At 58.0% G+C, this 25262-nt stretch carries 24 protein-coding genes; 10 read left to right on the top strand and 14 right to left on the bottom strand.

The features are described 5' to 3' along the window. The first annotated feature begins 92 nt into the window (after positions 1 to 92). The 3 genes from ACPLPM_RS17955 (at position 93) to ACPLPM_RS17945 (ending at position 2212) form a co-directional block, all read left to right on the top strand. Positions 93 to 989, top strand: a complete 897-nt coding sequence (locus tag ACPLPM_RS17955) for an AAA family ATPase (RefSeq protein WP_424358143.1) — start codon at positions 93 to 95, stop codon at positions 987 to 989. Positions 990 to 1223: 234 nt separating this feature from the next. Then, entirely contained in the window at positions 1224 to 1475 is a 252-nt protein-coding gene (locus tag ACPLPM_RS17950) for a PRC-barrel domain-containing protein (protein ID WP_424358142.1), read from the top strand. 8 nt (positions 1476 to 1483) lie between these two features. Next, positions 1484 to 2212, top strand: coding sequence for a DUF1614 domain-containing protein (locus ACPLPM_RS17945; RefSeq protein WP_424358141.1), 729 nt, complete (start codon positions 1484 to 1486; stop codon positions 2210 to 2212). A gap of 575 nt (positions 2213 to 2787) precedes the next feature. Here the strand turns inward: ACPLPM_RS17945 and hsp20 are convergent. From hsp20 to ACPLPM_RS17910, 7 genes are all read right to left on the bottom strand, one after another. After that, positions 2788 to 3297, bottom strand: a complete 510-nt coding sequence (gene hsp20, locus ACPLPM_RS17940; RefSeq protein WP_424358140.1) for an archaeal heat shock protein Hsp20 — start codon at positions 3295 to 3297, stop codon at positions 2788 to 2790. A 15-nt stretch (positions 3298 to 3312) separates the two neighbouring features. Then, on the bottom strand, positions 3313 to 5589 hold the full coding sequence (locus tag ACPLPM_RS17935) for a CDC48 family AAA ATPase (RefSeq protein WP_424358139.1): 2277 nt from the start codon (positions 5587 to 5589) through the stop codon (positions 3313 to 3315). 26 nt (positions 5590 to 5615) lie between these two features. After that, positions 5616 to 6272: an ArsR family transcriptional regulator gene (locus ACPLPM_RS17930; RefSeq protein WP_424358138.1), complete on the bottom strand. Its 657-nt coding sequence runs from the start codon at positions 6270 to 6272 to the stop codon at positions 5616 to 5618. Positions 6273 to 6447: 175 nt separating this feature from the next. Then, the gene (locus tag ACPLPM_RS17925; protein WP_424358137.1) at positions 6448 to 6645 is read right to left on the bottom strand and encodes a hypothetical protein; all 198 of its coding nucleotides are present in this window, start codon (positions 6643 to 6645) and stop codon (positions 6448 to 6450) included. A gap of 85 nt (positions 6646 to 6730) precedes the next feature. Continuing rightward, complete coding sequence (gene guaB, locus ACPLPM_RS17920; protein ID WP_424358136.1) at positions 6731 to 8200, bottom strand: IMP dehydrogenase; 1470 nt, start codon at positions 8198 to 8200, stop codon at positions 6731 to 6733. Positions 8201 to 8352: 152 nt separating this feature from the next. Further along, complete coding sequence (locus tag ACPLPM_RS17915) at positions 8353 to 9048, bottom strand: (5-formylfuran-3-yl)methyl phosphate synthase (RefSeq protein ID WP_424358135.1); 696 nt, start codon at positions 9046 to 9048, stop codon at positions 8353 to 8355. Positions 9049 to 9409: 361 nt separating this feature from the next. Then, a complete protein-coding gene (locus tag ACPLPM_RS17910) occupies positions 9410 to 9907 on the bottom strand; it encodes a double zinc ribbon domain-containing protein (protein WP_424358134.1) in 498 nt (165 codons plus the stop codon). A 135-nt stretch (positions 9908 to 10042) separates the two neighbouring features. Here ACPLPM_RS17910 and ACPLPM_RS17905 point away from each other — a divergent pair, with 135 nt between their 5' ends. Then, positions 10043 to 11113, top strand: a complete 1071-nt coding sequence (locus ACPLPM_RS17905; RefSeq protein WP_424358133.1) for a hypothetical protein — start codon at positions 10043 to 10045, stop codon at positions 11111 to 11113. Between the two features lie 269 nt (positions 11114 to 11382). On the opposite strand, the gene ACPLPM_RS17900 is transcribed toward ACPLPM_RS17905, so the two are convergent. Then, positions 11383 to 12756 (bottom strand): cytochrome c biogenesis CcdA family protein, encoded by a 1374-nt coding sequence (locus ACPLPM_RS17900; RefSeq protein ID WP_424358132.1) that lies wholly within the window; start codon positions 12754 to 12756, stop codon positions 11383 to 11385. A gap of 193 nt (positions 12757 to 12949) precedes the next feature. On the opposite strand from ACPLPM_RS17900, the gene ACPLPM_RS17895 reads away from it, so the two are divergent. Further along, the gene (locus ACPLPM_RS17895) at positions 12950 to 13639 is read left to right on the top strand and encodes a HisA/HisF-related TIM barrel protein (protein ID WP_424358131.1); all 690 of its coding nucleotides are present in this window, start codon (positions 12950 to 12952) and stop codon (positions 13637 to 13639) included. Between the two features lie 7 nt (positions 13640 to 13646). Further along, the gene (locus ACPLPM_RS17890) at positions 13647 to 14615 is read left to right on the top strand and encodes a DHH family phosphoesterase (protein ID WP_424358130.1); all 969 of its coding nucleotides are present in this window, start codon (positions 13647 to 13649) and stop codon (positions 14613 to 14615) included. 765 nt (positions 14616 to 15380) lie between these two features. Here the strand turns inward: ACPLPM_RS17890 and ACPLPM_RS17885 are convergent. Continuing rightward, positions 15381 to 15953 carry a TIGR00288 family NYN domain-containing protein gene (locus tag ACPLPM_RS17885; protein WP_424358129.1) on the bottom strand — a complete coding sequence of 191 codons (573 nt, stop codon included), beginning with the start codon at positions 15951 to 15953 and terminating at the stop codon, positions 15381 to 15383. 180 nt (positions 15954 to 16133) lie between these two features. Continuing rightward, complete coding sequence (locus ACPLPM_RS17880; RefSeq protein ID WP_424360012.1) at positions 16134 to 17669, bottom strand: 2-isopropylmalate synthase; 1536 nt, start codon at positions 17667 to 17669, stop codon at positions 16134 to 16136. 438 nt (positions 17670 to 18107) lie between these two features. Here ACPLPM_RS17880 and ACPLPM_RS17875 point away from each other — a divergent pair, with 438 nt between their 5' ends. Next, positions 18108 to 18437, top strand: a complete 330-nt coding sequence (locus ACPLPM_RS17875; RefSeq protein WP_424358128.1) for a winged helix-turn-helix transcriptional regulator — start codon at positions 18108 to 18110, stop codon at positions 18435 to 18437. A 164-nt stretch (positions 18438 to 18601) separates the two neighbouring features. Here ACPLPM_RS17875 and ACPLPM_RS17870 read toward each other — a convergent pair whose 3' ends face one another. Continuing rightward, a complete protein-coding gene (locus tag ACPLPM_RS17870; RefSeq protein ID WP_424358127.1) occupies positions 18602 to 19135 on the bottom strand; it encodes a hypothetical protein in 534 nt (177 codons plus the stop codon). Positions 19136 to 19399: 264 nt separating this feature from the next. Between ACPLPM_RS17870 and ACPLPM_RS17865 the strand changes: the two genes are divergently transcribed. After that, entirely contained in the window at positions 19400 to 20158 is a 759-nt protein-coding gene (locus ACPLPM_RS17865) for a M12 family metallo-peptidase (protein WP_424358126.1), read from the top strand. Here the strand turns inward: ACPLPM_RS17865 and ACPLPM_RS17860 are convergent. The 3 genes from ACPLPM_RS17860 to ACPLPM_RS17850 all read right to left on the bottom strand — a co-directional run bounded on the left by ACPLPM_RS17860 (position 20136) and on the right by ACPLPM_RS17850 (position 21976). Further along, positions 20136 to 20855, bottom strand: coding sequence for a phosphate ABC transporter ATP-binding protein (locus tag ACPLPM_RS17860; RefSeq protein WP_424358125.1), 720 nt, complete (start codon positions 20853 to 20855; stop codon positions 20136 to 20138). The genes ACPLPM_RS17865 and ACPLPM_RS17860 overlap by 23 nt on opposite strands. Next, positions 20852 to 21550: an ABC transporter permease gene (locus ACPLPM_RS17855; protein ID WP_424358124.1), complete on the bottom strand. Its 699-nt coding sequence runs from the start codon at positions 21548 to 21550 to the stop codon at positions 20852 to 20854. Before ACPLPM_RS17855 ends, ACPLPM_RS17860 begins: the two co-directional genes overlap by 4 nt. 273 nt (positions 21551 to 21823) lie before the next feature. Further along, a complete protein-coding gene (locus ACPLPM_RS17850; RefSeq protein ID WP_424358123.1) occupies positions 21824 to 21976 on the bottom strand; it encodes a hypothetical protein in 153 nt (50 codons plus the stop codon). A 116-nt stretch (positions 21977 to 22092) separates the two neighbouring features. Between ACPLPM_RS17850 and glp the strand changes: the two genes are divergently transcribed. Both glp and ACPLPM_RS17840 read left to right on the top strand, forming a co-directional pair. Beyond that, positions 22093 to 23301: a gephyrin-like molybdotransferase Glp gene (gene glp / locus ACPLPM_RS17845; protein WP_424358122.1), complete on the top strand. Its 1209-nt coding sequence runs from the start codon at positions 22093 to 22095 to the stop codon at positions 23299 to 23301. Beyond that, positions 23294 to 25222 carry a molybdopterin biosynthesis protein gene (locus ACPLPM_RS17840; RefSeq protein WP_424358121.1) on the top strand — a complete coding sequence of 643 codons (1929 nt, stop codon included), beginning with the start codon at positions 23294 to 23296 and terminating at the stop codon, positions 25220 to 25222. The genes glp and ACPLPM_RS17840 overlap by 8 nt, the downstream gene beginning before the upstream one ends. The last annotated feature ends 40 nt before the right edge of the window (positions 25223 to 25262 follow it).

Genomic DNA, 25262 nt, shown 5'->3' with positions numbered 1-25262 from the left:
TAGCTACGAAAGCACAAACGTCGCTGTACTTTCAAAAATCTAAGAATAGATATTTAATATCAAAAACGAAATCTTTCTGCCGGTGTTAGTCCATGAGCATGCCCGGTTCTGAAGGAGACAGCTTTTCAGGCAAGCTGCGGCCCGGTGTCGAGTCCGCCGGCCAGCTTGCGAAGTTACACAATATGCCCGCCCACAGCCTCGCCGACATCTGCGGCCACAAAGAGGAACTGCGCCGGCTGAGGGAGGCGATCGAGCTGCCCCTGAAGTACGGCGAAGCGCTGCGCGAGAAAGGCATTCGGCCGGCGAAGCTGGTGATCGTCCACGGCCCGCCGGGCACCGGCAAGAGTACGATGATCAGGGCGCTAGCGGCGGACGCGGGCCTGAAGCTGTTTACTGTCAGGTGGCCGCAGCTGGTGGCCCGGAGCGACGACGATTCCCGACGCCTGCTGGCCGATACGATGGCGAGGGCCAGGGCCAACACGCCATCTCTCATTGTTATTGACGACCTGGAGTTCGCCGGCTTCGGCTACGGCCCGGCGAGTGAGCTCTCCCGGAAGAAGTCGGCGCAGATCGCCGAAGCTATCGACACGCTGGGCAGGGACGAGAAGATCGTGGTCGTCGTGGTCTCGACCAGCCCCGAAGCTGTCGATCCGACCATGCGCAAGGCAGGCTGCCTTGTCGAGGAGATCGAGTTCCGGCTGCCAGGCCTGGCGGAGCGGAAAAACATCCTCGCGCTCCAGACCCGGGGCCTGACGTTAGAGGGCGTCGACCTCTCCCGGATCGCAGCAGCTACGGACGGCTTCTCCGGTGCCGACCTCGCGCTGCTTGTGCGGAACGCTTTCCTCGGCGCTTTCCGGAGGGCGTCGGCAAACGGGGACATCTCTGCCACGGGGATTGACAACGCCATCGTGACGGACGCCGACTTTAGGGCGGCGTTGCAGGCGGCGAGTAAGAAAAGGCAGCCGGAGAGCCGGGGAGAAGTAAACTGATGCTGTGCGTGGCCTGCGAGGCGGTATGCGGGCATTATGGCCGACGGGTGTCGCCTGTCAGGGCTTCTTCTCATCTAATTCCTTTATTAAGCTACCCCTGCGTATCTTTAGCCGTGCACCTGAGTGTTTCAAGGCAAATTTTATTATGGGTAGTACCCTTATATCTTACAGTTATCATACCTATTGGCCGCCGCCGAAGCGGCGGGTAGGAGATGGATTAGAGGGATTAAGTTTATGGCAAGATGGATGGCAAAGAAACTCTCCAACAAAAAAGTAATGGGCACTGACGGGTCCGAGATGGGCATTCTCTACGATATCACCTGCGAGCCCAGGACCGGAGACCTGATCGACCTGATTATCCGCCCGGACATGACGCTGAACGTCGAGAGCTACCGGACGGAAGACGGCCTCGTACTGATACCCTTCGGTGCAGTGCGCGCGATCCAGGACTACATCGTAGTCGACAAAAAGGCCTCGATGTTCTGAGATCCTCAATGAAGAAGAAAAACTATTTCTTTTTACCGGTATCGCTGCCGTTGTTCATCCTGTTTCTGGCTTTTCCGTTCATGGTCCTGGCGCTCCTGTCCGTGCTGGAGATCAGCCCGGCTTCCCAGCTACAGGAAGTGCTCGGACTATCGGTGCTCCAGGCCGTAGCGCTGTACCTGACCGTGCTGATGGCCGGCATCTTCAACGTGCCGGTGCACGAGTTCAAAAGCGGGAGGGACAGCGAGGAAAAGACGGTGCCTTACCTGGGCTCGAAGTACACGCTGCCGGTATGGCATGGCCATAACACCGTAGTCTCCCTCAACCTCGGAGGCTGCCTGGTAGCGATGATCGCCGCCATCTACCTCGCAGTCAGCCTGCCGCTACTCCCGGTCATACTCTCGATCATCGCCGTCTCGCTCGGGGTCTTCATACTGTCAAAACCGTCCCGCAGCATCGGCTTCTACGTGCCCATGTACGTCCCGCCGCTCCTGGCCGTACTGGTCTCACTGGTAGCCCTGTACGTCTACGGCGCCGACCTCGCCAGCCTCGCCAGGCTCAGCCTCATCGCAGGCGTCACCGGCACCCTCGTCGGCACCACACTCCTCAACATCCCCCGGCTCCGGAAGATCGGCACCAGCTTCATCAGCGTCGGCGGCCTCGGGTGCTTCGATGGCATTGTGCTCAATGCCTTAGTTTCCACAATTATCGCTTGCATGATCGTGTCATTACCTCTCTAACTATCCGAAAGTCTCGAGATGACACCGGTGGCACGCTCCTTATCCTGACTACCGGAACGCAGAGGTTCTAACCACGGCGGCACAGCGACACGGCGACAATGCGAGAATCAATAGCTGGATGGTTATTTGAACCACGGCGGCACAGCGACACGGAGACAACCGGTACTTGAATGCAAGGCCCTCTTTTTAGATCCACGGCGGCACGGCGGGCTGACTGCACGGCGACAAATAGGTTTTCCATCCTTCAGGATATTGATCAAAAGTCAGGCTGAAACCCTTGGATAGTAAGCTTATGGTTAATGCTCTGTCTTGGTGTCGCCGTGGACATGAAAAGGGGTTCACTATTACCGGTTCACGAATGTCTTGGTGTCGCCGTGTCGCCGTGGTTCAAGTTACCACCATGTTGTAGCAGATCGCATTGTTGCCGTGTCGCCGTGTCGCCGTGGTTTTAATAACCATCGGGCTGGTCGTAGATCGCCTTGTCTTGGTGTCGTTGTGCCGCCGTGGTTTGAAAACTAATTGCTGTATGGCTATGGTAAAACAAAAAGAGGTGGGGGAGTGGGCGATTGCCCGCTTCACTCCACGTTGATCTTCTTGCGCTTGCTGGAGTTGCCCTTCTTCTTTAGAGTGATCTCCAGGACGCCGTTCTTGTAGGTCGCCCTGGCGCTGTTCTCGTCGACGTCGGCCGGCAGCTCTACGTTTTCGTGGTACCGCCTGTCGCCGCGCCGGGCCTTGATCTCCAGTTCCATGCCGTCTATGGATAGCTCGACGTCTTCCTTTTCGATGCCTGGCATCTCAGCTACGACGTGGACTGTGCCGTCGGCGTCGAAAACGTCGACCAGCGGCTTGCGCTCGCCGATCTCCAGGGTCTGCTGCTCGCCGGGGCGGATGTTGCCGAACTCTCTCACTTCGGGCTCTTCGCCGGGGCGCAGGCTCCAGGACCTGCCGTAGAAGAACGGCCCTCCCTGGCCCAAAGTGTCTGATTCCATGCTCCTGATCAGCTCGTCGAACATCTCGTCGAAGTCGCTGAACAGATCGAACGGGTCTCTTTCCTCTCTCCTTCTTCTGGGGTTCCTGTCTGCCATTTTACTCTACCTCCTCTAGGATGCGGTCCTGATCTCCGCCGGCTTCTTCTCCTCTTTCTTCTGCTCTTTCTGGCCGGTCGTGTCCTCTGTCGTCCCCACGACCTGCCTGGCGAACTCCGCGGTCAGCTTCTCGTACCTCTGGGCCATGTCTCTGGACAGGGTTGGCCTGACCTTCTTCAGCGCGGCCTCGAAGTGCCTCATGCCGATCAGGATGCCGCTTGCGTCCTTCTTCGCCTGTTCCGGGCTCATGCCGGGGGTGATGTACTCCCGGATGGCCAGCATGGCGGCTTCCCGGCAGACGGCCTCGATGTCGGCGCCCACGTACTCCTTGCTGTCGCGGGCGATCTTCTCCAGGTCTACGTCCTTGTCGATGGGCTTGCCCCTGGTGTGGATCTTGTAGATCTGCAGGCGGGACGCCTCGTCAGGGGGCGGGATATAGAGCAGCCTGTCCAGCCTTCCCGGCCGCAGCAGCGCCGTATCTACCATGTCCGGCCTGTTTGTGGCGGCGATGACTACCACGTTGTGCAGTTCCTCCAGGCCGTCCAGCTCGGTCAGCATCTGGCTGACCACTCTCTCGGTGACGTGGGAGTCAAACCCGGCGCCTCTGGTCGGAGTGATGGCGTCGATCTCGTCGAAGAAGATGATCGTCGGGGCGCTCTGCCTGGCCTTGCGGAACGTTTCCCTTATGGCCTTCTCCGATTCGCCCACGTATTTGTTGAGGATCTCCGGCCCTTTGACGCTGATGAAGTTGGCTTCGGACTCGTTGGCGACCGCCTTCGCCAGCATCGTTTTGCCCGTGCCCGGCGGGCCGAACATCATGATGCCCTTCGGGGGTGTGGTGTTGGTGATGCTGAAGACTTCCTTGAACTTCAGCGGCCACTCTACGGCTTCCCTGAGCTCCTGCTTGACCATGTTCAGGCCGCCCACGTCTTCCCACTTGACGTCGGGGACTTCCACGAAGACTTCTCTCATGGCCGAAGGCTCGATGTTCTTCAGCGCCTCGGTGAAGTCGTCGCCGGTGATCTGCAGGGTGTCCAGCACTTCCTGGGGGATCTCCTTCTCTATGTCGATGCTCGGCAGCATCCTGCGTAGCGCGTGCATAGCGGCTTCCTTACACAGCGCAGCCATATCTGCACCTACGAAGCCGTGGGTGATCTCCGCTATCCTCTCGAGGTGCACGTTCTCGGCCAGGGGCATGCCCCTGGTATGCACGTGCAGGATTTCGAGACGCCCGGTCTTGTCGGGCACGCCTATCTCGATCTCCCTGTCGAACCTGCCGCCTCTCCTGAGCGCCGGGTCGACTGCGTTCGGCCGGTTGGTGGCCGCTACGACGACGACCTGGCCCCGGCTCTGCAATCCGTCCATGAGGGAGAGGAGCTGGGCCACGACTCTGCGCTCTACTTCGCCGGTGACTTCTTCCCTTTTCGGGGCGATGGAGTCGATCTCGTCGATGAAGATGATGGAAGGCGCGTTGTCCTCCGCATCCTTGAAGATGTCCCTGAGCTGCTTTTCCGATTCGCCGTAGTACTTGGACATGATCTCCGGGCCGCTGATGTTGATGAAGTGGGCGTCGGTCTCGCTCGCTACGGCCTTGGCGATCATGGTCTTGCCGGTGCCCGGCGGGCCGAAGAGCAGCACGCCCTTGGGCGGCTCGATGCCCAGCTTCTGGAACAGCTCCGGGTGGCGCAGCGGCAGCTCGATCATTTCCCTGACGAGCCCGATTTCCCGGCGCAGGCCGCCGATGTCCTCGTAGGAAATGTGGGGCGCCTTTTCCGCCTTTTCCGCCTCGACCGGCTTCTCGCTGATGGTCACTTCCGTGCTCATGTCGGCGATGACGGTCCCCGAGGGGCGGGTGTTGGTGACCACGAAGGTCATCGGGCTGCCCAGCATTTCCACCCTGATGGCCTGGCCTTTGGAGATCGGCCTGCCTTCCAGCAGCTTCAGCAGGTAGTACTCTCCGCCGGTGATCCGAACTGGCTGGGTGGGGGCGAGCGTGATGCGCTCGGCTTTCTTCGCCTGGATCTTCCTTACTTTTACCCGGTCGTCGATGCCGACCCTGGCGTTGGACCTGATGTTACCGTCGATGAGTATGACCCCTTTGCCTTCCTCGCTGGGGTAGCCCGGCCAGACTACTGCGGTCGCGGTGGCACCTTTGCCCTCGATCTCGATGATGTCTCCGCTGACCATGCCTAGCTGTCTCATTGTTTCCATGTCGATCCGGGCGATGCCCCGGCCGACGTCTCTGTGGTAGGCTTCCTGTACTCTTAGCGTGACTTCGCTTTTGTCAGCCATTTCTGTTCACCTCTTTTCTCGGATTCTTAAGCTATGCTCCATAAGCCTGACTTGTAGGTTACCAGTCCCTTTTTCAGCAGCCTCGCCAGCTCCGTCCGGACGACGGGCTGGGGAATGTGCAGCTTCTCGGCGATATCCTCGAAGCCGACGGGGCCGCGTACCAGCATGTAGAGCACCTCTGCCTCGATCTGGTCAGAGGCGATCTCGTTGATGATCTCGATGCACATGCCCGTGACTTCTGACAGCATGGCCTGCACCGACCGCTGGGTTTCCCGGAGCTGGAGGCTCGTGTCGTTAAGCCTCCGGACCTCTTCGCACAGGTACTTCAGCGACCCGGCCAGGTCTTCGCTGATCCGGCTCTCCCCGAAGCGGTCCCGGAGCTTTTTCTGCTCGTCCTCTCCGGTTTCCACCCGGGTAACTTCAACCTGGAAGCTGATCGGGGAAATCGCGACTTCGATGCGGACGTTGTTGGCGATCTCGAAGTACTTCCGCCCCTGCTCGTCGTAGTAGCTCTCCACGAGACCGGCTTCTTCCAGTATCTTGAGGTGGTCGATGATGGCCTTGGGAGAAACCTTGAGCTCCTCGGAGATCTCGGTCACGTAGCACGGGCGATACGAGAGCAGCGTCAGAATGTTCCTGCGGTTCTCGTTCCCCAGGATGTCTAGCAGGTATGACATGTCCATACTATCATTAACATCGAGTTAGTATTACTAGTATATATACATTTTGAGTGCGTCCGGCCGGCCTATCCGGGCTAAACCCGCGTACGGTGGGCGATAATGCCAGCGTGCAGTTGTCTCGAGAGCCGCTGCTATCCGGATACGTGCGGATGGAAAATAAAACGAGCCGGAAACCGGCTTATATGCCGCAGCCAGCCTGGCAGCCGCCGGCGGCGCAGGTTCCGCTGCTCTCGCACTGCTCACAGGCACAGCCTGCAGCCGTGTTCTCTACTTCCGAATAGTAGTAATCATACCCGGAGCCGCCGCAGCAGCAACACCCTGTCACGGTCAGCGCCAGCGCGATGACGACCAGTATTACAATAATCTGCTTGAACATGGACTTTACACCTGTTGTTATGTAAGCGGTTGCCGGGCTATTAACCTGACGCACTAAAACTTGGAGCGCAGGCATCAGCCTGCGCTCAGAACTTGGTGGTCAGCGGGTAGTTCGGGGCTTCGTCGGTGATCATGATATCGTGGGGGTGGCTTTCGCTCATGCCCGACGGGGTGACCCTGACAAACCGGGCCTTCTCCCTCATATCCTTGATCATTGCGCAGCCGCAGTAGCCCATGGAAGACTTCAGGCCGCCGACCAGCTGGTAGATGGTGTCAGCGACAGTGCCCCTGTAGGGGATGGCGCCTTCGACGCCTTCGGGGACGAACTTGGTCTTGCCGATCTCGCTCTGGAAGTACCTGTCCGAGCATTCGCCGCCCGCCATGGCACCCATCGAGCCCATGCCACGGTACTGCTTGTACCTCCTGCCTTTGATGGTGATCAGCCGGCCCGGTGCTTCCTGGGCACCTGCCATGAGGTTGCCCAGCATGACGCACTCGGCGCCTGCCGCGATGGCCTTGGCTATGTCGCCCGAGTACCTGACGCCGCCGTCTGCGATGATGGGCACTTGGTGCTCCTTCGCCACGTCGACCGCGCTGGCGATGGCCGTCAGCTGCGGGACTCCCACGCCGGCCACGATGCGGGTCGTGCAGATGGAACCCGGGCCCACGCCTACCTTGATGCCGTCGGCAAAGCTGGCCAGCTCCTGCGCCGCCTCGCCGGTGGCTATGTTACCCACTACGACGTCGGCGGACACCATCTTCTTGATGCGCTTCGCCGATTCGACGACCCGCATGTTATGCGCGTGAGCGCAGTCCACGCAGATGGCATCTACGCCGGCCTTGTCAAGCGCCATGGCCCTCTCGATGTCGTACGGACCCACGGCTGCAGCCACTCTTAGCTGGTCCTGTCCGTTCCGGTTCGCGTTCGGGTACTGCCTGCGCTCCAGAATGTTCTGCATCAATATCATGCCCACGAGGCTGCCCTTGCCGTCGATCACCGGCAGGCGCTCGACCTTGTGCTCGTACATGATATCGATGGCCGTATCGATCTTGACGTCCTCCGTGGCAGTCACCACGTTTCTAGTCATGACCTCGCTAATCTTCCTGTTCGGCTCCGTCTTGACGATCGGCCTCACGTCTCTGCGGCTGATGATGCCCACGAGCTTGCCGTCCTCGATGATCGGGAAGCCGGTGACGTTCTGGTCGCTCATCGCCCGCCAGACCGACTCGATCGTCTGGCCCGGGGTGGCCGTTACTACGTCGCGGATAATAATCTCTTCGCCACGCTTGACTTTCCGGACCTCTTCGACCTGTCTCTCCCGGGACATGTTGCGGTGCAGCACGCCAATGCCGCCTTCACGGGCCATGGCGATCGCCATCTCGGCTTCCGTGACAGTATCCATGGCAGCGCTTACGAGAGGAACGTTGAGGCTGATATTCTTCGAAAACCTGGATTTAACATCAGTGTGATCGGGCTCCACGAACGACTGGCTGGGTACGAGCAGCACGTCGTCAAAAGTAATCCCGAGGGGTACATCTAATTTTTTTGAGAACACGGTTAATCACCATATACCCTTTTGGGTGATTATTCCCGGACCATATATTAATAGGTTTCCTATACAGCCGGCAGTGGTCGATATTGACAAAGGATAGCACGGGGGGCGCTCTATGATCTCCCTGCTTATGGCGCCCGGCGAAAAATAGAACTTTAGTTGAGCATAGCCCTGAGCTTCTCTATCAGCTCGGCCTTGATGCACTCGTTGCGGTCGCCGCCGCAGACGAGCCCTCTGACGCCGATGATGTCCGGCTTGATCTCCTGGAGCACGGGGATGTCTTTGAACTTGATGGAGCCTGCGAGGGCGCACTGGAGGCCTTCGGTGTGGGCTGCGTCTACGAATGCCTGTAATTCGGGCTGGTCCATGAACTCGAAGGTGGACTTGCCGTCCTTGAGGCCTGTGTCGACCATGACCACGTCGCACCCGGCGCGCTGTGCTACTGCCGGTAATTTCAGGGCGGGTATGGAGCCGATTCTGGCGTAGTCGGAGTAGCCCGAGGCCACGACGATGCGGTTCCTGTCATAGGTCTTGACTGCCTTGACGATGCCCGCTAAGACTTCGTACGCCTGAGCTTCCGTCTGGATGTCGTACAGTCCCACTTTCACGTACTCGGCCCCCGCGACTGCTGCGCCCAGCGCGGCGAGCGATGCGGTGCCCGGCTTATAGTTAAAGTCCCCTATAGTGGCGCTCACTGGCTTGGTTACTCTGGCCTTCACTGCCTGGATGACCCAGGGGAAATTTGCGCCCAGCGAACCTTCCTTCGGGTTCTTGACATCGACGATGTCGGCGCCGCCGGCGTCGGCAATGATCGCCTCTTCGATGTTGATGGGGCTGACTAGAAGCTTCATGCACAAGACCTTATACCGTTTTGGTATTTAATAGTTACTGGCAGCGCCTGGATTATTCGGCGGTGCTAAGCGATTTTAGAGTAAGGAGATATGCCCTGCAAGCTGTCGATGACTAGGAGTAGAACCGGGTGTACGCTGCGCTGTGCTACAACACGAAGGGCACGAAGGACACGGAGGTCACAAAGGTAAATCAAGGAACACGAAGGGATATGCCCATATACACGACCCCTTAGTGCCCTTATCAAACCTTCGTGTCCTCAGTGACCTTGGTGCCCTTCGTGTTTGAGCGCAGCGCAGCGTACGCTGATTTTTGATAGTTAAGACAAAAAGAGCAGGCCCCGCTTCCGCAGGGCCTCAGAGCTTAGAACAGCGTCTTGCCGCCGGTGATCTTCATGGCCTCGTTATAGGTGTACAACGCGGCGGCCAGGTGGATGACCGGGATCACGAAGAAGCAGCACACGCCGATCAGGAAGAACGTCAGGATGAAGCCGATGACGAACACGGCCGCGTCTGCCGCCAGGCCTGCTACAGTGTAGAGGATGGCGGTGGTCTTCTTGTCCTCGGGCCAGACGAAGTACAGGCCCAGGAAGGGGATGACCAGGCTGATCACGGTGGCGATGATGGGGTCCACTTCACCGGGGGCTCCGCTTCTTGCGCCGCCCGCAGCCGCCGGCCTGCCTCCCTTGAGGGATGCGCCGCACTTAGTACAGATGATCGCGTTCGGGTTGGTGATGGGTTCGCCGCACAGCGTGCAGAAGTTGACCGCCCTGTGCGGGTCTGCGCCGCACTTCGGGCAGGCCTTCGCCATCGGGGTCAGCTCTGCCTTGCAGTTACCACAATATAACTTGTCTTCAGGCATGATCATTACCTCTTAAATGTACAGTATAGTAAGGGTATTGAGTTAATAAAGTTTTCAATGCAGGGAAATAATTCCAGATATGAAAGTTGCGCACGAACCGAAAGCGTTAAAGCTGGAAAACGATAGCTAGACCCTATGGCCCAGAGAAACCGGCCCATACAGGCGCTTGCAGCCAGCATCTCCGGATTAAGCGTAGAAGTCCGACATATCCGCATAGCCTTCTACCTGCTCCTGTCAGTGACGATCGTGCTCTGCATCATGGTGATCCTGTCTCTCACTTACGCCGATTCGTATAACCCTCTGAGTCTCTTCTCTACCTCTGACCGGATCTTCTCGTACGCCGGCACTCCGCTTTCCGCGTACATCCACTCGGCTACGGATAATTACCTGTATGCTGATATGATCGACAACGGCACGATCTCCGTCTACGGGCGGGCCGCCATCAAGGTAAACCCCGCCGGGCCGGTCATCATGATCCCGGAATCGGGAGAGCGGTGGACCGCGGAGGGGCCGATGAGCATCACGACCGGCGACGGCAGCACCAGCATCACGGTCAGCATGCCCGCTGGCGTATCCCAGTACTATAACAATACTCACCTCTACTTCTCCGAGGCGAACGTATCTTACGATAACCGGGGCCAGAACTACAACCTCCGCTTCAGCTCGGGCCCGGGCTCTGTCAAGTCTTACGATAACGAGTTCATCGCCATCGCCGGCGGCGATTCGCTGTACACGTTCACCAACTTCGTCCAGCTGGACGACGGCGATTTTACGGTAACGGACGGCAACGGGTCTTACCCGTTCCGGGGCAGCCTCCTCTACCCGGGCACCATCGCCATCGAAACCCCTGACTACATGTTCACTTTCATCCCCATCAACGAGACCGAGAACAGCCTCGATGCGGACGAGATGACCATCATAAGCACCGGCGGCAGCCTGGTGATAGGCGGCAAGGAGTACGAGTGTCACGGCGCCGACAACCTGGCAATGAAATCCAGTGATAATACTATCCTGACGATGATCCGCCTGGGCAAGGTCCAGGCCGTGGGCCAGGTCGACTCCCTCATCTTCCGCAACCAGGAGTATGCCACCCAGCCGATTAAGAACTTCTTGCGAGACGGGTACTTCACTGTCGTAACGGGCGTCCTGACCGCTTTATTCGCGCTGTTCTCCAGGCAGTTCCTGACCGAGCTCCGGCGCCGGTAGGGTGAGACAACAATACGATCGCTGCGCTGTGCTGGTCAACATTATTATAATGCTCGTAAACAGTTGTCCCTGTGCCCGTGAACGTGGACGATCGCTGCGCTGTGCCAGGATCACAGATTACGACCGATTACGCAGATTGCACAGATACGATTGGATTTAAAAATGAAAAGGATCAGATCCGTCTTTCATTATTTGCCCATAGCCATCTGTGGAATCCGCGCAATCCGTATTAATCTGTGATCCTGGCACAGCGCAGCGATCGTCAGCATTCACATGATCCCGAGCAGGAAAGCGAGAGCCATAAGGCCAAGGAGTACTCCGGTGAAGATCTTCAGCCCTATCCGGTGGCGGAGCCTGAACTGGTTTACGGCTGCGGGGCTGAGGCCGACGGTGATCAGGGCTCCGAGGAGCAGCACCGGGGTTACTACTCCGAGGTTGTAGATCAGCAGCAGCGGTATGCCCTGCGCTGCGTTGCCGGATTCGAGGATGGTGCCGAGGATGGCGATGTAGATGCCGCCTACGCAGGGCATCTTGATCAGCCCGAAAGCGCCTCCGATGGCGAAGCTGGCGGCGATGCCGAACCTGGCGTAGAGCGGCTTGATGCGGTCCAGTACAGATTTGAAGGTCCTGCCTCCTTCGCCTTTTCTGGCGGTCTGCCACGCGTCGAAAAAGGACCATGCTGACAGGGCGATCAGTAGCAGTACGATCGTCGTCCGGAGCACTATGTCCATGACTGGCATCCGGCCTATCAGCTCCATCAGGCCTATCCCGATGAGCAGGTATATGGCGAGCATGCCGCCGCAGAAGGCTATGATTCTGAACAGGACTGTTTTACGGTCCCCGGTGTCCGCGATCGCCGTGGTGCCGATGAAGACCATGATCGCCAGCAGGCAGGGGTTGATGCCGGCGATTAGCCCGGCGAGGTAGACGGCTGCCGCAGACAGCTCGTATAGTCCGATCACCGGGGTCTCGGGCCAGATCATGCTGCGCGTGCCGGTGCCGTCGTCATATGATACCGCCAGCGGGGGTATGGTCCGGGTGCCGGGCGGGACCTCGCAGACGCTGGAAATGTGATGGGTTTCTCCGGGGCGGAGGACGCCGCTCCACGTTTCCTGCCCGGACATCAGCATGCTGCGTTCCGGCATCGTGCTGTTGACTTGTACTTTAAGCGGCCTGTCCCCGGTACAGGTGATGCAGGTATTCACTGTCACGGTATTCCCGGGGGTATCGCTCTCTGCCACCTTCCTCGTGACTGTCAGCGGCAGCCCGTGCCCGATGCGGTCCTTGAGCTTGTCTGAGAAGGCCTTCCCGAAAGCCTGAGGGTTCCCGTAGTCTTCGAACAGTATCATGGAGCCGTCGTCGAAGACTATCGCGGGCACCGTCGATATGCCCCGGGTACTGGCAAAGGCCGCCCCTTCCCTGGTGTTGATGTCGTACTTGTGCAGGCTGATCTGTGGCTCTGCCTGCGCTTTGTCCAGCACTGCTTTGATCAGGGGCCAGGACTGCTCGCAGCTCAGGCACTCGTGGCTGTAAACGTAGTATACTTCAACCGTGCCTGCCGGAGCTGCGCCTGCCCCGTACACCAGCGTGGCTACCAGTAGAAAAAGTGTCAGCAGCACGCCGGTTACGAGAGTCCGGGCCATCCCTTTCACCAGAGATAGAGGACGTGATATATACATAAAAAGTCAGTATCTTATCCACGGCGGATACCGCGCATTTTATCTATCGGCGCCGGGCGGGACACGTACTCAGGGCAGCTTGCCGTTTGCAGGCCAGATCCCCGGGCTGCGTTATCGAAAACTAACCCTTAAATAACAGTAGGTCGAACGCTATGTCATGTTCCGCTGCATTCTGGCCTGTGATCTGAAAGGCGGCGTCGTAGTCCGGGGCGTCCGGGGGGAGCGGGAAAAGTACCGTCCTATCCACGAGTACAGCCGGATAGTGACTACGTCAGAGCCCCTGGAGATGATCCGGGCGATGAAGCCGAGGGAGACTTACATCGCCGACCTGGACAGGATCACCGGCGCAGGGGACCACTTAGAGACGATAAGAAGCATATCGGGACTGACCAGGACGATGGTGGACGCGGGCATCTCCCGGGGAGAGGATGCTGCCCGGCTTCGGCAGGTATCGGGCGGGATCATCCTGGGCACCGAAACGGCTTCGCTGTCCCTGATCGAGGCATTGCAGGGCAGGGATGCCCTCGTCAGCATCGACATGCGGCACGGCAGCATGATGTCAGCAGATCCCGCCCTCGGAGCCTCCCCGCTGGATACTGTCCGGGCGCTGAACGCGCTCGAGCTGGGCGGCATCATCCTGCTCGACGTGGCCCGGGTAGGCTCCGGAGAGGGCATCGACCTCGGGCTGCTGCGCGCTGCTGTTTCGACCTCAAGGCACCCTGTGATCGTCGGCGGAGGCGTCCGGGACCTGCGGGACCTGGAGCAGGCCGGGCAGGCAGGCGCCGCGGGCGCGATCATCGCCTCGGCAGTTCACTCTCTTACCATACCCCTTGACTTACTGAGGTAAACACACCATGACAGCGGCGGATGCAAAAACCTTTTACGAAACCCTGAAGCAGCACCAGAACATCCTGTTCCTCTGCCACAAGAACGCGGACGTGGACTCCCTGGGCAGCGCCTATGCACTGCAGCGAATCTTCGGCGGGCACATCGGCGTCTACGACAGCCCCAGCGCCATGGCGGCCATGCTCTGCGAGCGCCTGAAAGTCGAGATGGTCATCGCCCCCGACCTAAAAGCGTACGATATCGTCGTGGTCGTGGACACTTCGACGCTGGTGCAGACCGGCTATAAAGCGATCGACAAATGCGCGATCATCGATCACCACACTCCAGGCGACCTGCACGGGCACTGCCAGCTTTCCTACTCCCGTATCGCCTCTTCCACCGGGGAGCTCGTCTACTCGCTGTACCACGAGAACGGGCTGCCCATCGATGCGGAGGCGGCCTTCGTGCTGGTGCTGGCCATCGTGACCGACACCGGGCACTTCCGGTATGCCGGCGCCCACGTCTTTGAAATCGTCGGCCGACTCCTGCAAGCCGGCGGCATCAGGTACGCCGACGTCTCGGAGTTCCTGTCCCACGTGCCGGTCGACCTTTCCTGCCGCATCGCCACTCTCAAGGCCGCTTCCAGGCTCACCCTGCACCGGGTAGGCGATCTCCTCATCGTCGAGACCCGGGTCAGCTCCTTCGGCGCGCAATCTGCGACGTCGCTGATCAGCTTAGGCGCCGACGTGGCTTTCGTCGGCTCGGAGAAGGAGGGCGAAAAGCGCATCTCCGGCCGGGTCCGCCGGGGCGTGGAACTGGACCTCTCCCGGCTCCTCGAGGAAGTCGGCAAAAAGTTCGGCGGCAGCGGCGGCGGCCACGCGGCGGCAGCCGGCGTCGTCATCAAAGGCGACATCGACAAGGCCCTCCAGGAATGCGTCGACATGACCGTCGCCCAGCTCCTGGGCTCCGCGAAGAAAGGGGCCAAGAAGAGCGGCTGAACATCTGTGTAATTAAAGACTGAAAGAAGTACCACGGCGGCACAGCTTCTGATCTTTACAACTGGAAGCAGATGTTTTAACCACGGCGGCACAGCGACACAAAGACATACCGACTCATGACCAGCCCACTGGTTATTTGAACCACGGCGGCACAGCGACACGGCGACAATCGTGAACCGGTAATAGTGAACACTTTTTTATGTCCACGGCGGCACAGAGACAGAGCATTAACCATTTGCTTACTGCTCAATCGTTTCAGCCTGACGTTCGATCGATAACCTGAATGAAGCGAAACCTATTCGTCTCCGTGCCGTCAGCCTGCTGTGTTGCATAATTCTTTTTCTCTTCTTTGGGCCGAGCTATTGCAGGTGGAGTGACTCAGCAAGACGATCGCTGCGCTGTGCCAGGATCACAGATTACGACAGATGCCACAGATTGCACAGATTCTAATCGATGAGAAATGGATTTGCCGTCTACCGATTTTATTCTAAGGTCATCTGTGAAATCAGTGTAATCCGTTTCAATCTGTGATCCTGGCACAGCGCAGCGATCGTCATCGCATCGCCTCGAGAACGCCTGCGACTGCAGGCGTTCAAAAGGCGAACATGAAGATAAGAATAATGCAACACAGCATCGCTGTGCCGCCGTGGTTAAAACATCTATTTTCCCGTTTTCAGAATAAGGAGCCGTGCTACTATGGCTATAAAAGGGTGCAGTGCCGTCGTGGTGGAGAGCACAATGCATTTCTATATATTCAAAAATGGCTTACTGTGGGGCCGCTTCAGGCTCGGTCTCTAATTCTTCGGCCGCGAGCTTGTTGACCTCGACCCACTCGGTGCCGTTGAAGACGATGACGTAGTCGGCGACGTTCTTGAGGGCGATGGAGAGGCCGGGTTCGGCGCCGAAGACGATGGTTTCTTTGCCGTACATGCTGGCCTTGGAGAGCACAGGCTTGAAGTCGGCGTCCCTGGTGACGATGGCGATGGTGTCGATGTGCTGGTTGAAGACGAGTTCCATGGCGTCGACGGCGAGCCTGACGTCTACGTCGCCGGAGCCTACGATCGGCTCGAAGCCCTGGTTTTCGATGGCCTCTACGAGCTTGTCGGAGGCGTACTGGTTGAGGAAGACTTTACCGACTTTGATGTCGCCGTACCTTTTCAGGATGTCCCGGACCACCTCGAGGTCGATCTGGAACTCCTTGCGGAGCATGTTGGGGCCGTCAACGAGCAGCGCTATGCCTTTTCTGCGGCCCTTGTCCTTGAGAAACGTGTTCTTGATCTTATCGAGCTTGAACGGATTTTTAATAGGTGAGATAATAGGATTTTTAATAGGTGTCATTATCTAATCTCCCGATACGTGAATATAAATATTTATTGGGGGTTCCTATGTGGGGTTCTTTCCTGCACATATAAGGCTGATGCAAGCAATTTGCGGATAAGCGCCGAAAGAATAACCTCTCTGTTAATTTTTATATTTATTTGAAAAATAAAAACCGAAAGGGGCGTAAGCCCCTTTGCCTTAAGGGTTTCTGGGCATGGCCGACAGGCGGTTCATGGCGCTGATGAGCGCTTCGACCGAGGCCTGGACGATGTCTTCCCGGGCTGCCCGGGCGGTGACCATCCGGCCTTTGCCGTCTTCCACGCCTACCATGACCTCTGCCATGGCATCGCTGCCGCCGGTGATGGCCTCTATGCGGAAGTCCCGGAGGCGCATGTTATTGCCGTCGACTATGTGCTCTACGGCTCTCATGGCCGCGTCTACCGGGCCGATGCCTGTCATGGCTCCGGTGTACGCCTTACCGTCCACTATGACGCGAACTGTGGCCGTGGGGGTGACTTTGTTGCCGCACATGACCGACAGCTCTTCCAGCACGATGCGCTTTTCTGCCGCCGCCACGTCGCCCATGACCGCCTCGGTGATGGCGTAAAGGTCGACGTCCGTCACTTTCTTACCCTTGTCGCCGAGGTCCTTGACGCGTTCCAGGATCTGGTTGAGTTCGTCGTCGGAGGGATCGAGTCCCGCGTCGTTGAGGAGCTTTTTCACCGCGTGCTTGCCCGTGTGCTTGCCCAGCACCAGCCGCCTCATGTGGCCGACCATCTCCGGGGTCATGATGCCCGGCTCGAAGGTCTTGCTCTCCTTGATCACGCCGTGGCTGTGGATGCCCGACTCGTGGGAGAATGCGTTGGCGCCCACCACCGGGAAGGTCGGCGGCAGCGGCACTCCGGAGAAGCGCTCTGCAAGGCGGGCTGTCTCCACGAGGTACTTCGTGTGGATGCCGGTCTTCGCGCCGTAGATCGCTTCGAGGCTCATGACTGTCTGGGCCATGTCCGCGTTGCCCGCCCGTTCGCCGAGGCTGTTCAGCGTCACCTGGATCTGGGATGCTCCTCCTTCGACAGCGGCGAGGCTGTTGGCCACCGCCAGCCCGAAGTCGTTGTGGCAGTGCACTGCGATCGGTATCTTCACGGCCTGGCTGATCTCGCCCACGAGCCAGCGCATCGCGGGTGGAGCTGCAACACCGACCGTGTCCGGCACGTTAATAGCATCGGCGCCCGCGTCTTCCACGGCCTTGTAGACCTGGAGCAGGTAATCCACGTCGGTCCTGGTCGCGTCCATCGCGGAGAACAGGCACTTCTGCCCGTGCTTCTTGATGTACTCCACCATCTCGACCGAGATATCGATGACTTCTTCCCGGGACTTCTTGATCGTGTTGATCCGCTGGATGTCAGATGTGGATACAAAAGTGTGTACCATGCTTACGTCAGCGTCGATACAAGCGTCGATATCTGCCTTGATAACCCTGGCCAGCCCGCAGACCGTGGCGTTGAGGCCGAGACCTGCGATCTCCTTTACGGAGGCCTTGTCTCCTGCGGAAGATATCGAAAAACCAGCTTCGATGACCTGCACGCCAAGCCTGTCGAGGGCGCGGGCGATCTCGAGTTTCTTGTCCTGGGTGAAAGACACCCCGGGAGTCTGCTCCCCATCGCGGAGAGTCGTGTCAAAAATCTCTATTTTCTTATTCTGTACGGTTTTTATGCAATCCTGGTAAAAAACGATCCCTCATTTCCATTTTATCACCATACGGAAAAGACGCTGTAAGTATTTGAACGTTTGCCGCCAATAACGGGGGCCTGATGGCCAATTGCTGGGAGAGCTACAGTCATCTGATCCGGCCACCCGGGCCGGGTAGTTCTATGTATCGTGGCAGGCTCCCGGCCCTCATGGGAGTATTATATAACTATTGCCCAATATTCAAAAAATTCTGTTTATACTGGCAATAATCCAGAAATATGTGTAGAATTTACGCCTTTTTATATATGTTTTGTACAATCTGTATGTACACTGCCGTTGTATCAGTTTATATAGCCCGTATTGCTTAGTTAGTATTGACGCAGCAGGAACTCGGCAATAAAAGTCGCAAGCTATATACCCCCCCAAACTATTGCTGCTCCGCCGGGTTCCCGCTGCATTATACTAATATATGCTGGTATGCCTATGGAAATACTGAAGACAATTTCATACGCCGGGACCATGGAAGTCCTCGCCTCGCTTGGCAAAGGTCAGAAGCGCTTTACTGAAATCATGTTCGAGACCAAGCTGAACCCCGGCATCCTCAACAGAGTACTCAAGACTTTAATCACTTCCGGCATCGTATCCAAGTCCCCGAACGACGAGGGCTACGAGCTTACCGAGAAAGGCGTCAAGATCTCGCTGTACATCCTGAAGATCGTAGAGGTCTCCACCAACGAGAAGCCCGAAAACATGCAGCTCATCAAAACCCTGTCCACCAGGCTTGAGCAGGCAAAGGGCACCACCGTAGGATAAGCGCGGGCCTAAGTAAAAACGGGCTTACCCGCAGCCTTTTTTAATGCCATTTTTAGCATATAGTCATTCTTGAAACTCATAGTACGGTCCGGCAGTCAACCAGACCTGCCGGACCGTACTAAAAGTTTCACAAAGGACTATACTTCAGTAGCCTTAAAAAGATATCAGTATACTGACTTTGTGGCCGGCTCATCTTCCATGATGGCGGTCCGGACGTTCTCCACTACGTCTTTCAGCAGCTGCATCTCTTCGCTGAAAGCGTTGAGATTTTTAAGCAGTACTTCCCGGTCGATCATGTTGGGGTAAATCTCGGCGATGCTGCCGTTTTCCGACTGGTAGATGCGGACCTCGTACAGCGTACAGGATGCGCCTGCGCACCGCATGGACGTCTCGAAGTTACCGCTGGCCTTGCCGAGCTTTGGGCAGTTCTCGCAAGGAGAATCCCTGTTTTCCAGCACCCTGAAGCAGTCCTGGCCTTTCAGGTCGCCCATGTTTACCCTGGAAATGTAGTTCTGGGACGAGATCTTCAGGTCGTCGCCCACGATGACGACGCCATTGCACAGGGCATCCAGAAATTCGGAATCAACCGTCTGCTCTGATCCGTGAAAATCCGCTGCCGGCCAGCAGTCATCCTCGTAAGTACAGTGAGTAGTACTGGCGTTAAAATGGTCATTGTATGGTAGCTGTAAGTCCTTCATCGCGATATGCCCCCCATAAATTAAAGCGACTATTATTCTTTTAAGTAACAATCGCATATAAAGCTTTCCTAAATTTCATTTGGGCGAATTTCAAAAGATAAATTAGAAAAAAGTAAGTAAGATCATAGGTGTCGATCTATAAAGGCATGCTTCCTGTCGCATAACCTACAGGAGCAAACCAGTCTTTAACCTAAATACACAAGGTCCGGCTAACGGCAGCCCTCAATGCCAAACGTTATAAACAGTCGTGTATAATCACTATCCATGCCCCGGCGGAGCCTTATTCTGTTAGTCGGCCTACTGGCAGCCTTCACGCTCTGCCTTGCTGTCTCTTCGGTCGCGGTCCCGTGGTATGCCCACGAAAGCCTGGTAAGCAAGGTAGGCTCATATGCGCCGGTATACCTATTCGAGCCGTCTACTTATAACCGGCTAGTCGTCGAAGTCCACTACGGGGAAGCTCCCACGCCCTCAGATGCCGCATTACGGCACCTTCAAACTCTGCTCTCGAACGCCACAGGGAAAACAGTCGTAGTTCGGGAATATGCCGATATCGGGGCGGAAGAAGTGCCCTCAATCCTGGGCTCCGGAGAAGTGACGGTGTTCGGCAACTCGATGATCAAAGAGCATGCCATCTCCCGTACCGGGCTGATCGGGGGAGATGCCGTGATCTATATATTTTACGTGAACGCTACAGCTCCGGAGCCAAAGCTGAGCAAGGGCAACAGGGTTGGGGGAGTGAGCTATCGCGGCGACTCCTTCGTGATCTTCAAGAACAACATCCGGGACGACGGTGAAGAGAAAACGGTGCTGATCCACGAGGCAGGCCACCTGCTGGGGCTGGACCACGACGAGGATCAGCAGTGCGCTATGGTCGGATCTCTGATCCGGGTGCACAGGCAAAACTACACATCTCCGTCCCCGGACGACTACTGCGCCGACCACTGGAGAGAGCTTAAAGAGAGACAGCATAAGCTGCCGCTGGACGAGTTGTTAGGCAGTATCAATATACCAGTTCTCCGTTGATGAACATCCGGGTCCTGGGGTCTGCCGGCCTCTCGATCAGGTCCTTACCGGCCTCTATGACTTCCCCGTTCATCATGAAAGCCGCCGTCGTGGACAGCCGCCGGGCCTGGTATATGCTGTGGGTGACCAGCACTACCGTGGTGCGGTACTTCTCGTTGACATCCTTTATTGCCCGCTCCATTATGGCCACGTTCGCCGGGTCCAGGTTAGCCGTGGGCTCGTCCAGGAGCAGCAGCTTCGGCCTGAGCACGACCGCCCTTGCAAAGGCTAGCCGCTGGGTTTCTCCCCCGGAGAGGCTGCGGGCATACTGGCGCTCTTTGCCCGTCATGTCGAGCAGTGCCAGCGCTTCCTTCACCCTCGAATCGATCTCCGCTTTGTCGACCCCGCGCAACCTCAGGCCGTAGGCCGCGTTATCGTACACGTTCCAGGAAAAGGCTATGGGCTTCTGGAAGACCATCGCCATCGAGCGCTGCATCTCCAGCCGGTTCTCGGCCCAGACGTTCCGCCCGTCGACGAGCACCTGGCCGCTGTCAGGGCGGTCCAGCATGTTGACGATCCGAAGTAGCGTGCTTTTTCCCGCGCCACTCGGGCCCAGGATCGCCATGATCTCCCCGTCCCTGACTTCCAGGCTCACGTCCTTAAGGATGGCCTTGTTCCCGGCCGTTTTCGTTACATTTCTGACAGACAGGCTGCTCACCGGTGATCCCCCTGCATCATGTTGACCATCAGGTTGATCGTAAAGGACAGTAACAGTAGAATCAGGCCGAGGGCGATGGCCATCGCATAATCCCCTACCCTAGTCTGGAGCACGATAGACGTAGTCAGCACCCTTGTCGCCCACCTGATGTCTCCGCCCACGATCATGACCGCGCCCACCTCTGCCACCGCCCTGCCGAAGCCTGCCAGCACTGCCGTGACCAGCGCCTGCCTGGCCTCGAAGAGCACCACCGACATGGTCTCGAATTTCCGGGCGCCGAGCGATACCGCAGTCTCGATTACCGGGCGATCGACCGCTCTGGTAGCCGAGATACTCAGGCTGGTGATGATGGGCGTGACCAGCACGAACTGAGCGATGATCATCGCGGTAGGGGTGAACAGGATGCCATACGATCCCAGCGGCCCGGCTCTGGATACTGTCAGAAAGACCAGCAGGCCTACGACCACCGGGGGCAGCCCCATAAGAGTGTTTACTATGTTCTGGATCAGCCGCTTACCCGGGAACTCATTGAGGCCGATGAGCACTCCGGCTGGAATGCCGACCAGCGCGGCAAGCAATGTAGCGGTGCCGGAAACCTGCAGCGATAGCACTGTCACCCCGAGGATTTCGGGGTTAAGGCTTGCTATCAGGCTAACGGCCTGGAAAAAGCCATCAACGATATAATTAGCTGACATTGCCCACCTATGATAATAAGTAACCGATAAATGTGAAGCCCGGCCACATAAACCTTGGCATTTTACGGGTGGCCGGGCGGCTGCAGTACTTTCCAACTCCGGACCTACTGGTTTATCCGGGAGGAAATACCTGAGCAGGTATGTTGCGGTTATGTATGTGTGTAACTAATACAGGTTATTACATAAATATTTCGTAATCTAATGTAGTTACATTTAGCCTGTAGCCCTGCCGCAATCGTCAAAAATCCCTTCGCCAGACCTAAAAAGTTTAAACTACTCTTCGTTGCTGATTTTAATTTCCAGCTTCTTCCACGCGCCCACGTCGTCGAGGGTTTCGATCATGCCTTTAATGGTGGAGCCCACGATCTTCTGCACAAACTTGTTCATCGGTATCTGCTTGCCATCGACATTTAATTCGACCTTCATAAGATCACCTGTTAACCGTACGATGCCCTTGTATTTAAACGCGCCGGATTCGAGGTACAGCTAGCCTATTGATAAAACCCGCAACGTTTAAGGCTATCAAATCCATTTACTTCTTTATGCCTCTGAAATCGGGCTTCCAGACCAAGACCAGCATTGACAAAGCCCTCGACATCTTCCTGAGCTCCTTCGAACCCCTGGCTGCGGTAGAGAAGGTTAAGATCGAGGAATGTGACGGCCGTGTATTATCCGGGGACATCCTCTCGCCAAGGGATGTGCCCCACTACGACCGGAGTGCAATGGACGGCTACGCGGTCCGGGCGGAGGATACCTTCGGCGGCAGCAGGGACGCCGGCATCATGCTGAAAGTGGTCACAGCAGATCGAGTAAACCCCGGCGAGTGCAGGCAGGTCCACACGGGCAGCCCGATACCGGAAGGCGCTGATGCTGTCGTCATGGTGGAGAACACGGAGCCTGCGGGTGCCTTGGTGGAGGTGCTCGGGCAGGTCTCGCCCGGGCAGAACGTGGGCTTCAGGGGCGAGGACGTGCGCAGGAACGACATCGTGTTTCGCAAAGGCCGCCAGCTCAAGCCGTCCGATGCCGGCTTGCTGGCATCGATGGGCCTGCTGGAAGTCTCTGTCTACTGCCTTCCCAAAGTCATGATCATACCCACCGGCGAAGAGATCGTGCCCCGGGGCACCGAGCCCCAGGCAGGCCAGATGAACGAGAGCAACGGCGTCATGAACTACCTTTATGTTCGGCGGTATGGGGGTATGCCCGGCGTGCACGCCATCGTGGTCGACGACCTGGATAAAATCAGGGAAGCGCTGCAAGAGGCTGCAGCCTACGACCTGATCGTCACTACCGGCGGCAGCTCGGTAGGCAAAAGGGACCTGCTGGCAGAGGCCGTGGCCTCCGTCGGCAAGGTGCTGGTGCACGGCGTCGCCATCAAGCCCGGCCGCCCGGTGGCGCTGGGCTACATTGAGGCTGGAGGAAAGCGGACGCCCATCGTCTGTCTTCCCGGCTATCCGGCGGCGTGCGCCATCGACTCCATGGTCTTCGTAGACCCGGCCGTGAAAAAGCTGGGCCACTTTCCGGCTGCCAGGTACCGAACGGATAAGGCTGTGCTTACGAGGAAAATCCCGTCTGAGGCAGGCTACCGGACGTACACCCGCGTCTCTGTCGAAGACGGCAAAGCTACCCCGCTCCGGACCAAAGGCGCAGGCATCCTCAGCTCCGTCTCTCTGGCCGACGGCTACGTGATAGTGCCCGAAGACCGGGAAGGCTACGATGCCGGAGAAACCGTGGAGGTCGTTTACCTTGAGTAACAGCAGCAGAAAAGAGTTCCGCACCCTGGTATCGCTGGAAGACGCCCGCAAGGCGCTGCTTCAGTTCTACAGGCGAGAGGAAGAGCAGGTGCCTCTTCAGGCATGCTACGACCGTACCCTGGCCGGCAACATCACGTCCCGGGTGGACGTGCCCGGGTTCGACCGGGCCTCGATGGACGGGTATGCGGTTAAGGCGAAAGATACGTGGGGTGCCGACGAGGCGGACCCGCGGTCGCTGAAGCTCGGCGGCATCATCCACGCCGGCGACCTTCCCACCGCGAAGGTAGACTCTGGCACTGCAGTCGAGATCGCCACCGGCGCCATGATGCCCGAAGGGGCCAGCGCAGTGGTCATGGTGGAGCAGACCGACACCGAGGGTAGCACAGTCCACGTGCGCAAGCCCGTTTCCCCCGGGGAGAACGTCATGCACGCCGGCGCCGATGTCATGCAGGGCGAGCTGGTGCTCCGAAAAGGCACCAGGCTCACCTCGAGAGAGATCAGCGTGCTCGCAGCCGTGGGGCTGAAAGAAGTGCCGGTGTACCGCAGGCCAAGGGTGGCCATCATCTCAACGGGCAACGAGATAGCCCCGCCCGGCGGGCCGCTGAGGCCCGGCCAGATCTACGACGTCAACGCCTATGCAGTAGGCGCAGGCGTGCTGGAGAACGGCGGCGAGCCCTTCTACTGCGGCATCGTCCGGGACGAGCCCGACGCCTTCCGGAAGGCGCTGCTGGACGCCGCCGGCCAGTATGATCTAGTCCTGACTTCGGGCAGCACCTCAGCCGGTGCATCGGACATGATGTTCTCCACTGTGGGCGGAGTCGGCAAAGTCCTGGTCCACGGCATCAAGATCAAGCCCGGCAAGCCCACGATCATCGGCGAGGCGAACGGCCGGCCATTCATAGGATTGCCCGGCTACCCGTCTTCGGCGCTGACCATCTTCAACGAAGTAGCCGCGCCGTTAATAAGGCACATGAGCGGCCGCCGGGAGCCAGAGCGCTCAACTGTAAAAGCGAAGATGGCCCTCACCCTCCAGTCGGAGGCAGGCAGGGAAGTCCTCCAGCCCGTAGGCCTGACCCGGACGAAAGACGGCCTGGCCGCTTACCCGATCGAAAAGGGCTCGGGCGCGGTGACCTCGCTCCGGGACGCCGACGGCTACGTGGAGATCGGCGAGGATGTCCACGTGATCGAGGAGGGCTCCGATGTCGAGGTCAGGCTCTTCTCGCCGGCCATCGCCTTCCCCGATCTTTTGATCATAGGCAGCCATTGCCTGGGCATCGACGTCATCACGGATATGATGGGGGAGAAAGGCTTCACCGTCAGGTCGATCAACGTCGGCTCTATGGGCGGCTTCCGCTCCCTCCGCAAAGGCGTGGCCGACGTGGCCGGGGTACACCTGCTCGACGAGTCCGGCGTCTACAACGAGCCGTTCCTGAGGGCGCTGGGCATCAAGGGTGCCGTCCTGGTCAAGGGCTACGTCCGGGAACAGGGGATCATAGTGGCAAAAGGCAATCCCCTGAACATACGGGGAATCGAAGACCTGCCCGGCAAGCGTATCGTTAACCGGACCAAAGGGTCGGGGACCCGGACGCTGTTCGACATGGAGTTGCGGAAGCTCGCGGCACAAAATGGCTTGTCCATGGAAAACCTGGTCGAGTCCATCAAGGGCTACGATGTCGAGGCGAAGACCCACAGCGCAGTCGCAGCGGCGATCATCGCCGGCAAGGCGGACGCGGGCCTGGGTATCAAGACGGTTGTGGTCCAGAATGGACTGGGCTTCATACCTCTGAGGGATGAGGAGTACGACTTCGTGATCAGGAAAGATGTCATGGACCGGCCAGCTACAAAGGCTTTCCTCGAGATACTAAAGTCAAAGAGGTTTGAGGCGGAGCTCCAAAAGCTGGGATACAGGCTCAAAATCTAATGATTACGAAGCATTTGTAGTTAAGAGCCGGGATATATCG

The sequence above is a fragment of the Methanocella sp. MCL-LM genome (assembly GCF_049676595.1).
Lineage (GTDB): Archaea > Halobacteriota > Methanocellia > Methanocellales > Methanocellaceae > Methanocella_A.
Note: the sequence above shows the minus strand (reverse complement) of the source record. Positions and strands in the feature narration are given on the sequence as shown.